Here is a 9,938-nt window from a genome sequence, read left to right as displayed (position 1 = left end):
GTGAGCAGCTACACCAACGATTCTGGTACTGAGTGGGAGCAGGGGGATGCTGATCAAATCAGCGGCACCTTCAAGGTTCATGTGTCAGCGTTCGACGACGATCGCACTGTGGAAGCCAAAGACCCCGCAGAGCTGGAACTGGACTAGCTTACGAACGCGTTTGTCGGACCCGGGCCAGTTGATATGAGATCTACCCTGCGGGTCGCCGCCGCACGCGCATGGTTGTCGACTGTTGCGTTCTCGCGGTCGCAGCACAGGGTGGCCGGTCTACGATCGGCATGTGCAAGCCGCCATTGCTTCTATAAATCTGCCCGCGGGTCCGGTCGTTCGTGTTTACAGTAGTCCGGAGAACTACCGCGACACGCAAGTTCGGAGGGCTGATCCGAAGAAGCCGATCAAGTTTGCGGTGGGCTCGCCCGGTCGCCGATCTGGATTGTGGCGAGTCTGGTCTCCGAAGGATAAGGCAGATATATACGTTCAGCCCCAATCAAACGAAAGCCTTGCGAAGGTAAGTCTCCATGAATCAGGTGACTGGCGCTGCCAGGTGTTGTTTGAGAAGTTCGATAGCGCGGATCTTCGCTTGGTGAATTTGCCTGACGAGTCCAGTCGGATCATCGATCAGTGGGTGCAACACACACCGTTCGCAGATGGATGGACCGACGCCTTGACTGTCGTGGTTCCGAGTGCCGACGTCGTAGATGTTCCGGGCGATGAAATCAAAAAGATGCAGACCATCCGTTGGACCGCTGAACCACCGTGGGGGGAGGCTGCGGAATTTCGCATTACCCTGATCGAAAAAGATCAGTCTGCACTGCTCTTCGATTGGCCCGCGTCCAGAAGACTGAGCGTCATCGGAGCTTATCGTGTCGTGACTGGGACCACTGTCGTGGTTACTCATCACCGCACCGAGCTGACCGACAAAGTTGTTCAAGCACTGACGCGCGTCCGGGCTGAGCAATACGCAGGCCTCCCGTCTAACTTCTCAATCTCTCCTGAAACCGGCCCTCGTACGGTCGCCACAGCGCGTTTCGCTGACGGGTACCGGATTTACTACGATCTGGCCCTTACTGGGCCACCGCCGACAACCTGGCCGTGAGTCGATGTTGAGCCCTCTTGCCGTTCCGTGAGCGTCGCGGAAAACTCCACTGTGGCCCCGCGCCCAGGCCGTACGATCCCATCCCTACCAAGAACTGACGTGTAGGGGCTCAGGACCACGGCCACCGATGCCAGTGTGGAACGACGAGCAAAAGCTGTCGCGGTCGACATCGATAGCGTGCGTAACCTCGGGCACATAGAACTTTGCCGCGGACGCGTTTCACCTAGCCGTTTTAATGTGGAGACGCAACCGCGTCAGTGCACCTACGAGTGAATCACGCCCGTTCAACGCCCCTACGGCAGAAGTAAGACGGTAGGTCGGCCTAGTCACACAACAACAGCACGTATGGGATCAAGAACATTGAACCCGCCGTCACAGAACGCTGCTGACGCAGCGAGCGCCTCTAGCGTGACCGGCCACCAGTGATTTGGTCCGTACAAATACGTTCTCGATGCTTGCTCGATGCGGAGTTCTTCGGCAACCTTGGCCCCACCGCCAATACTGAAATTGTGACGCAGGGAAAGCAGCATTCCATTCACGGTATCAATGGCATCGTCCGTATAACGAAGAGCTAAGTCCAGCTCGGTGAACTGATTTAGATGTACACTCCAAAGCTCGTCAGACATCTGAGCAGGTTGCACGACCTCAAAATTGATCAAGACGGACTGTCTTATCGAGACTCTCGCGGTTAAATAGCGTACCGGCCCATCAGGGAGTCTATCGAAATATGGATGCAGAAACCGCCGCCCACCACCTGGGCGTACAAATTTATTGAGCTTCTTTCCGTTGCAAATATTGCAGATCGGAACCAAGTTGGGCGAATAGACAGTGTATTCCCCGAACTGAGCTTTGGGGAGATAGTGATCGACCTGTGATGCTTTGACCTGGTAACAGTACGGGCACCGCTTCGATGGTGTGGAAGACAGAATCCCGATTCTCAGTTTCTTGAAATAGACAAGCCCGAGATAGCGAGCATTTTTCACCAGTTCCTTCTGGTCAAACTCCGAAATGGAAAGGTCGACTGCAGGTCCGTCTTCATCCGTGACGCGGTCCAAATAGGTTTCGTAGAGAGCGAGCACAGTCGGCTTGAGGGCAGCTGGGCGAAGCCTCCCCTCTCTCTTTTCTTCCGCGGCAACGTGGAGATAGTTTTTAATGTCATCGGTTGGAGTTTGCTGAGCGTTGATCACTGTTGATTCCTATAATTTGCTACAAGCGCTCGGCCTTGGACGCTGAGTCCGCCTCCGAACATCTCGTCGATCTCCTCCGCGCTGTAGTTCTCCGCTAGAGATCGGAGAATGCCTTGGTAGTCGGTCGCACTGTTGTCGAGAGAGAAGACATGCCTGGTGATAGCGCCGATGTTCTCGGCAAAAGTCTCGATCTCGGGCTGACGGAGGATCGCTGGACCGTCTGCCTCCCGTTCGAGGATATGAACAAACTGCGCGGGGATTTCTTGCACGACCACGGGGCTGTGTGTGGCGATGACGGCGAAGGAGTGGCTGGCAGTCAGTAGCACCTGTATGGCTCGGAGGAGTGCTGCAACGAGGGGCGGGTGGAGGTGTGTCTCGGGCTCGTCGATAAGGACCAGAGATCGGGTACGAAGATACGTCGCGAGCTGGGTGACGATGTTCAGAACCACCTTGTGGCCGGTACTGAGGTCTTTGAACGATTCGATGGCGTCAGTTTGGCTTACTACGCCTAATTGTGTTAGATCGATTCCAGCTTGCCCGAACGACGGTTCGCTAGCCAGAGCTTGGAAGGCTGATATTAGGTGGTGACGGTTATCCAGGCGTCCTATCTCGTCAAGTGCCTCCACGAACTCGTTTTCGATCTCACTGATTGCCTTCAGTTCGTATGCGCCCCCGCTAGAGTCACCCGTTTGGCGACGCAGCCCGCAGTACACATATCCGAAAGCAGCGTTTGACACCCGATCTAATTGCTCGGGGTTCTTGATGTCGAGAATACTTTCGGGGGTCTCGAACGTGTCGAAAGCACTGTATGAGATGGCAACGACCGCGCCGAAAGTCGTATCCTGCCCGAAAACTTCGGAGAATCCCAGCTGCTGCTCATCGGCACCTCTGCTTGCAGCCAAAGCAAGATCGGCCAGCAACGTCGTCTTGCCTACTCCGTTGTAGCCGATCAATATGTTACACCTACCCGGTAAATTCCCGGAGTCATCAAAAACAAATGGAATGCGGCTGGTGTGACCATCTCGACGCCATGCGAAGTCGAACGACATTTGATCTTTACTGAGTTCGCTGCCTTGCAGAAGCTTTCGCCCGGCCTTTAGGGTGTTGAGTGCCTGACCGAATCGCAATAGGGAGGTAGTCCAACCGTGTTCGTTTTCGAATTTTTTCTCAATCGCAGAGTCAGAGACCGCGTCCCGAAGGGCTACAAGGTAGGCACGCCTTATATCCGAGGGGAGCTGCATAAGCGTCTCGTAGTACTCAATGCTCTGGCCGATTGAACAGAACTCAGTGCCAAGCTCATCGAATCGATCTTCAATTCCTGGGCGTCCCTCTTGCTGGTTTAGCCGGAGAATTTTCAAATTTCCGAGCTCTATTTCGTCGCCGTCATAAGAGGGGTCGGTCCGCAGCGATGCTGAGTACAGCGTTTGGAACCCGTAATCGTCCCAGTTGTCCGGCCGCAACTTCACATAGGGCGGCTTGGGTAGCTGCCTAGCTGGCTTGGCTACAAAGAAGGTCAGCGTTTCTTGCCTGCGTCGCACCCACCAAGCCTAGCTGGCGCAAACGCCCCCGGGTGCTTTCGTCGATAAGTAGAGCGGACCCGCTCGCGGTGCTCCTCGTTCCTGGGTAACGAAGAAGGCCTGCACCCCAGTTGTCGGGTGCAGGTGCCCAGTACCCTGCACTCGGTTCCACCAGCAAGGTTTCGGTGGCTTTCAGCGTATCGAGCTGAAGCTGTTTGACCCTGTCGAGGCCCTAGGCGGACTTCGGAGCCTGCACGTGTCGGCGAGTATCGGGCATTTCGGCCGCGTGGCGGACGATCTGTCTGCAGTCCGTCGTACGATGGGCACGAGCGGGCCGGTGTTCCGATAGTGCCGTTTCCGCGGTCGTGGCGTTCGTGGCAGGTAGCCGAGACCACCGCCCGGGAAGTTGTTCTGAGCGTCTCCGACCACGTCAACAACCACATCGCAGCAACCTTCGACACGATGGCACAGACAGCACAAGATGCTGATGTCGTGCTGGCGACCGGCATGTTGCACTTTGTTGCGGGCACTGCCGCCGAAGTTGTAGGTATCCCGAACCAGTTCGTCGTGTTCTCCCCGAGCCTGTTGGAGCCCCAGGGCTCCCAGAGCCGTGTCGGCCCCGCGATCAACGCTCACCGCGCCTCGCTGGCCCTGCCTGCGGTCGATGACATGCGCGCGTTCCTCCGGACCAATCGGCCATGGCTCGCTGCAGATCCTGTCCTGGGCCCCCCGCAGAATGATGCCGATGTCGGAGCACGCACCGGCGCATGGATACTTCCCGACACCCGTCCACTCTCGCCTGAAGTCGAGGCCTTTCTCGATGCCGGCGATCCTCCCGTCTATGTCGGTTTCGGCAGCATGATCGTCGAAAAGGACGCAGCTATGACCACAATCGAGGCCATTCGCGGGCACGGCCGCCGGGTCATCGTCGGACGCGGGTGGGCGGGGCTCGACGTCACGGACCACAGGAACTGTTTGGCGGTCGGCGATTGCAATTTACAGGCACTGTTCCCACGGGTCGCGTGCGTCGTCCATCACGGAGGGGCGGGAACGACTACCACCGCCGCGCGAGCGGGCACCCCTCAGGTAGTGGTGCCCGCAGATCGCTGATCAGCCGTACTGGGCCGCCCGTGTGGCCGCACTCGGGATCGGTGTCGCCGTCGGCAACTCCACCCCGACTCCCGAGTCGATCCGGTCTGCACTAGCGGTAGCGCTCACACAAGAAACAGCGGCTCGCGCCCATGCGGTTGCTGAAACGATCACGGCCGACGGTGCGGCGCGAGCAGCGCGCAGATGCTCTGGGACCGGATAATTTGAAGCATGTTCGTCGAAATCGAGACCGCTCGGCTGATTCTGCGTCCCCTACGCGAGGAGGACCGACAGTCGATGATCGCATTGCATACCGATCCTCGCACGACCCGCTTCGAGTCGAACCCGCCTGACGCGGCGCAGGTCAGCCTCCTGGTCGACTCGTGGCTCGCAGATTGGACGGAACACGGCTACGGCTACTGCACCGTGACCAGCCGCCTTAACCCCGACGTGATCGGTCTGGCAGGGATCCGTGCCCGCGACGTTCGCGGCGAAGGTGTCCTGAACCTCGCCTACCGCTTCTCCCCCGAGGTGTGGGGCCGGGGCTACGCAGTGGAGGCAGCGAAAGCGGTGGTTGACTGGCGCGACCGCAATCTTCCGTGGATACCGTTGGTAGCCAACGTAAATGTGGAGAACGAGCGCTCGGGTCGGGTAGCTGAGCGCGTCGGCTTCACCGAATACACCGAAGAATTCTACGAAGGTGCGCTCTCGCATCTATACCGCCTCGAAGCGAATCACTCAGACTAGCCGGCATGTGCGCCAGGTCGGTGACCTTGCCCATCTATCAAACCGCTAACAGGTGGTTCAGCAGACGGATCGCCCGGCACTCGCCAGCTATACCCAGCCTTCAAAGCCAAATGGACCGCAAATACTGGAACACCACTGCACTCCGATGACTCGCAGCCCTTACCTTCTAACGGCGGGGTGACTGAATTACCGCGGCCACTAATATATTTGCGCACACGTCCGATCATGCAACTCGGTGATCGAATCGACGAGGAACGTCAGCCAAGTGAATGCACTTTCAGGGCTTGGGACTAGCGTCGATGGTGTCGCGTTCTGAGCCACATCATCGAGTTCGTTGAAGTTCGCCGGGTAATCGGTTGTCTTCCCGTCCACTACGTTCGGCGCACCGTCCAACCCGTATGTGATGACGAACGTGATTTCGTGACGGTTCGGTTCACTGAAGTGCGCAGACAGGGCCAGTTCACCCCAGACGGATCGATCGTAGTCAACTGCTCCGGACCGAATTGCCGCTTGCAGCAACCAGTGCGGAACAATCTTGCCGCAATTCCACGCTGATCCACAACGCTGGGAGGCAACATCGAGTGCCCGCGCTCTTGTTTCGTTCAACGAAAGCAGCGGTGGGTTCATGATACCGGGAATCGATCTATCCATGGGTCGTTCCTCCTGATCGGTGGAAGAGTGCCGGTCGAACAGCGGCATCGGACCGACTTGATGTGCGACGTAACCGCCGTAGCGAGCTGCTTTGTCCTTACGGCCCACGACGACGACACGCAGACCAGTACCTGCAATTGCAGCAGCAGAAGTGGTTCGGCGATAGACCGGTCATCGAATCCTCGGTCCTCGCGCAAGCAGGCCTGTACGCTTCGGAAACGGTTTGCCGTCGTTGAACCGAAGTCGCAGCGACTCAAGGTACTCCTCGACCGCAGCGTTGATGAGATCCGATGGGCCTCGGGGCGCTCCCGGAGTCGCGGACAGCGCCTCCGCGGCGTTGAGGAGATCGTCGACAGTGGCGGTGACAGGTAGTACGAGCGTTTGCACTTACTGTCGTCCACCGTTGGAACTGGATTCTTCTGTGCTGGTAAGGTTGCCGGGGCAGATGGGGGCGCGTCGTTCTCCGAAGGAGGTGAGTCCACGGGGCTCGTTCCGGCCAGTGTGCTTTTCATTCGTTCTGGTCGCACCATCACTGCTCTCCATCAGTGAGGATCTCGATCGTGTCGCGGTAGATCGTCCATAGGCTTCGCGCTTGTGTTGTCCCCCAGTCCTTCAGGCTGGTTTGTGACTCCATCGAATCCTTAATGACGACCCGTTTCGGCACTGGATCGCCGAGAATGTTGATGCTTGCTGCAATCTCGGTGAGCTGTTCACGACCGGCGATGGTCTGGTTCTCATGCAGGTTGATCACCGCGTCGAGCAACCGGAGGTCGGCGTTGTAACTCCGCCTAACCGCGTCGATTGTCCGGCGTAGACGTGCCAGGCCGTTCGCCGAAAACAGCGCAGATTGGCTGACGACAACAACTTTTCGTGCCGCGACGAGTGCGTTGATAGTCAGCAGATCCAAGCTGGGCGGGCAATCGATAAGTACCACATCGTACTGATCAGTGACGGTTTCTACGGCGTCTCGAAGCCAGCGCTCACGTCCCGCACCCGCCACCACCAATTGATCTCTCACATATGCAAGTGATTCGTCTCCGGGCGCGGTCGGGACCAGGTCGACGCGTGGCCAGATGCGGGTACGACTGTGTCGGCGATAGTTGCTTCCGAGGACTCCGAGAGCACATCTGCGATGCCGAGGTTGCCTTGCGGGTCGATATCGACGACGAGAACGCGCTTGCCCGCACGTGTGGCCGCATCGGTGAGGTGGAACGTCTCGGTGGTCTTGCCGACGCCACCCTTTTGGTTGCAGAAGGCGATGATGTCAGCGGGCATCGTGGGTGTCACTTCCATTGCGGGAGTTGCGGGTAATGGATAAAATGGTGGCGAGGGACGCATGGTTACCCAATCGGGTGCGGGATGCATCGTGCGTGTCGCAGGTGTTGTGCGAATAGGTCGTCGTACTGGTGTTGGGGGTATCACCCGAATGGCATCCATTCCCCGACGACGCCAGCACGGGAAGCAATGACAGTGAGGGGCGTATGGCGCGCGTGGGAGCAATTAGTTCCGTATCGCCTATGGCGTGTATTGCACCTGATGCACGCGACACTGGTATTGGTGGTCGGTTGGGTATCGACCGAGGTTCGGGCGATTCACGCCTTGCTGGTATTTGGTACGCAGCTGAATACAGCTTGAGCAGTTGTTCTTTCGGCTCGTCACGGCCAGAGAGTGGATGTCCAAGACGCTGGACTGCTGACGCCGGGGCGAGCTTGGTGAATCCGGGGCGATCTGCGAACCAGACAGACAGTGACTGCTGGGCTTGAGCTGCAATCGAACGCAAGTGGAGTTCGATTGGATGCTGGTCAAGGGTTCTCATGAGTCCTCTTCATTAGTGGCTGGGTTCGAATGCGTGGTACTTCGTCGGTCTGTCTCGGACCCCCCATGGCCCCTGAGCCAATTTCCGCACCCACGTTGTCCGCTCCACGTCCGATAGCCCCGCGTCGCAATGGACGCGCGGCTGGTCGGTATCGCCACTCGTTCGATGATCAGTCGAGCGTGTGGTGCCTCAAGGCCGGTCTCAGAGAGATTTACACAGGGTGCACAGGCCGGCGGCAGGCTGGTGTTACGTCGGTCTCTGCCAGAAAACGACGCTGCTGCAACACATCAGCCATTGCTGGGAAGTTCGTGGCAAAGCCTTGTTCGGTGCAAGCAGAAGAGTTCGACCGCAATGGCGGATCGAAGCGCGTGTCATCGCCCGTCGGCCCGTGACCGAAGCCAGGGGCGGAGAACGGTGACTCAGCGAAATGTCCTGAATCACTTATCAAGACGCTCTATGATCGGTGGCGAAGCTCCTTCCTCACAGGTTGTGGTTTCGACGCCCTCGGCCTCGGTGCTGGTAACACCGAGATTCGCCGGGGGCGTTTCAGATTTTTGGAAGGCAGTGCGTCCTGAACTTCACGCGACGCCTGAACTCGAGTCGGATTGCGCTTCCAATCCTTCGATGTACTCATCGATGGCCGTATCCGGGATCAGCCGGCGCTTGCCGACCTTTACGCTACGGATTTCTCCGGATGCGATTTTATTGAAGAAGTTGGATCGTCCAAGTCCCGTGCAAGCCATAGCCTCCGGAACAGACAGTAGCCGTCTGGGCATCTTCAGCACCTCCACTGATTATGTAGTAAAGCCACATATTGGTGACAAAAAGATTCAGTCCATGTGGTTCCACCACAGAGCACAACTACGTGCCCGACCCACAAGAAATAAGGATTTTCGGCTAGACTGCGTACTCATTACACAGTCGTGGGCGGAATCGATCGTGGCCCGGGTCGCTTCGGAAGTTCGCCGTCTCCGAGGTAAGGACCACTCCGCCCTGTCCGCGGCCAAGCTCGCCGACAGAACTGTCGACTTCGGATGGGGTATTTCTCGGTCCGTGGTTGCTGACTTGGAGACCGGTCGCAAGAAGAGCCTGGACATCTCGGAACTGCTTGTACTGGCTGCGGCACTGGGAGTCTCACCTGCGCAGCTACTCTTCCCGGACCTTCCCAAAGGGAAAGTTGAGGCCCTCCCGGGACTACCGCAAGAATCTCACGACGCCCTACGCTGGTTCAGCGGCGAAGCCGGGCTCGTGAGACCCAGCTCCGAGTGGACCGACGAGGAATCAGACGCTCGTCTCGACATGTGGGTACGTGACACCTTCGACCCGAAGAACGATCGCGTTGGAATCACTCGTGAATGGCTCGACGCGTTGAAGGCAATGCGCCGTGCCCGGGTACAACTGCGAAACGGGTTGTCGAAGAGAGAATCAGCCGAGCACATCGAATCGATGCAGTATCTCTACGAAGACGCGCGGAGGCGCTCGGAGGACCTCTTTCGCAAGATGACCGAGCTGGGAATGGCGGTCGGAGACGAAGTGGATGGCTAGAGACCCCTTCAGAGTTGGCGAGTGGGGTCGAATCTCGACCACGACGTCGGGTGGCGTCAGCGTCGCGCGCGCTCGCATCAGAGATCAGGATGGTAAGCGACGACTGGTCGAAGCCCGTGCAAAAACCGCAGCCGAAGCGCGACGAAAGCTTCAGGACAAAGTTGCCAACCGCGAACCACCCCATCCTTCGCAGCGTGCTGAACTGACCAAGACATCCACGATGGCGGAGCTGTTCACCTATTAAATAGATCGGAAGTCGAAAAATGTTGCCCCGCAGACAATAAAGGGAT

12 protein-coding genes are annotated in these 9,938 nt (G+C 58.0%); 5 read left to right on the top strand and 7 right to left on the bottom strand.

Features of this window, described 5'->3' with window-relative positions:
* Nucleotides 1–280: 280 nt before the first annotated feature.
* Nucleotides 281–1,096 carry a hypothetical protein gene (locus tag H2510_RS20370; protein WP_186630092.1) on the top strand — a complete coding sequence of 272 codons (816 nt, stop codon included), beginning with the start codon at nt 281–283 and terminating at the stop codon, nt 1,094–1,096.
* A 326-nt stretch (nt 1,097–1,422) separates the two neighbouring features.
* Here H2510_RS20370 and H2510_RS20365 read toward each other — a convergent pair whose 3' ends face one another.
* Both H2510_RS20365 and H2510_RS20360 read right to left on the bottom strand, forming a co-directional pair.
* Complete coding sequence (locus tag H2510_RS20365) at nt 1,423–2,283, bottom strand: HNH endonuclease (protein WP_186630091.1); 861 nt, start codon at nt 2,281–2,283, stop codon at nt 1,423–1,425.
* A complete protein-coding gene (locus H2510_RS20360) occupies nt 2,280–3,821 on the bottom strand; it encodes an AAA family ATPase (RefSeq protein ID WP_186630090.1) in 1,542 nt (513 codons plus the stop codon). Before H2510_RS20360 ends, H2510_RS20365 begins: the two co-directional genes overlap by 4 nt.
* Nucleotides 3,822–4,148: 327 nt before the next feature.
* On the opposite strand from H2510_RS20360, the gene H2510_RS20355 reads away from it, so the two are divergent.
* Together H2510_RS20355 and H2510_RS20350 are read left to right on the top strand one after the other, a co-directional pair.
* The gene (locus H2510_RS20355) at nt 4,149–4,910 is read left to right on the top strand and encodes a nucleotide disphospho-sugar-binding domain-containing protein (RefSeq protein ID WP_186630089.1); all 762 of its coding nucleotides are present in this window, start codon (nt 4,149–4,151) and stop codon (nt 4,908–4,910) included.
* Between the two features lie 210 nt (nt 4,911–5,120).
* Complete coding sequence (locus H2510_RS20350; RefSeq protein ID WP_186630088.1) at nt 5,121–5,636, top strand: GNAT family N-acetyltransferase; 516 nt, start codon at nt 5,121–5,123, stop codon at nt 5,634–5,636.
* A 198-nt stretch (nt 5,637–5,834) separates the two neighbouring features.
* Here H2510_RS20350 and H2510_RS20345 read toward each other — a convergent pair whose 3' ends face one another.
* The 5 genes from H2510_RS20345 to H2510_RS20325 form a co-directional block, all read right to left on the bottom strand.
* Nucleotides 5,835–6,287 (bottom strand): hypothetical protein, encoded by a 453-nt coding sequence (locus tag H2510_RS20345; protein WP_186630087.1) that lies wholly within the window; start codon nt 6,285–6,287, stop codon nt 5,835–5,837.
* 171 nt (nt 6,288–6,458) lie between these two features.
* A complete protein-coding gene (locus tag H2510_RS21015; RefSeq protein ID WP_261393093.1) occupies nt 6,459–6,674 on the bottom strand; it encodes a hypothetical protein in 216 nt (71 codons plus the stop codon).
* Between the two features lie 142 nt (nt 6,675–6,816).
* Nucleotides 6,817–7,290 (bottom strand): AAA family ATPase, encoded by a 474-nt coding sequence (locus tag H2510_RS21150; protein ID WP_186630086.1) that lies wholly within the window; start codon nt 7,288–7,290, stop codon nt 6,817–6,819.
* A gap of 11 nt (nt 7,291–7,301) precedes the next feature.
* Nucleotides 7,302–7,562, bottom strand: coding sequence for a ParA family protein (locus H2510_RS21145; RefSeq protein ID WP_186630085.1), 261 nt, complete (start codon nt 7,560–7,562; stop codon nt 7,302–7,304).
* A 1,119-nt stretch (nt 7,563–8,681) separates the two neighbouring features.
* On the bottom strand, nt 8,682–8,879 hold the full coding sequence (locus H2510_RS20325; RefSeq protein WP_186630100.1) for an AlpA family transcriptional regulator: 198 nt from the start codon (nt 8,877–8,879) through the stop codon (nt 8,682–8,684).
* Nucleotides 8,880–9,042: 163 nt separating this feature from the next.
* On the opposite strand from H2510_RS20325, the gene H2510_RS20320 reads away from it, so the two are divergent.
* Nucleotides 9,043–9,648: a helix-turn-helix transcriptional regulator gene (locus H2510_RS20320; RefSeq protein WP_315901459.1), complete on the top strand. Its 606-nt coding sequence runs from the start codon at nt 9,043–9,045 to the stop codon at nt 9,646–9,648.
* On the top strand, nt 9,641–9,892 hold the full coding sequence (locus H2510_RS20315) for a hypothetical protein (RefSeq protein ID WP_186630084.1): 252 nt from the start codon (nt 9,641–9,643) through the stop codon (nt 9,890–9,892). Before H2510_RS20320 ends, H2510_RS20315 begins: the two co-directional genes overlap by 8 nt.
* The last annotated feature ends 46 nt before the right edge of the window (nt 9,893–9,938 follow it).

It is taken from the genome of Rhodococcus sp. BP22, assembly GCF_014281965.1.
GTDB lineage: Bacteria > Actinomycetota > Actinomycetes > Mycobacteriales > Mycobacteriaceae > Rhodococcoides.
Note: the sequence above shows the minus strand (reverse complement) of the source record. Positions and strands in the feature narration are given on the sequence as shown.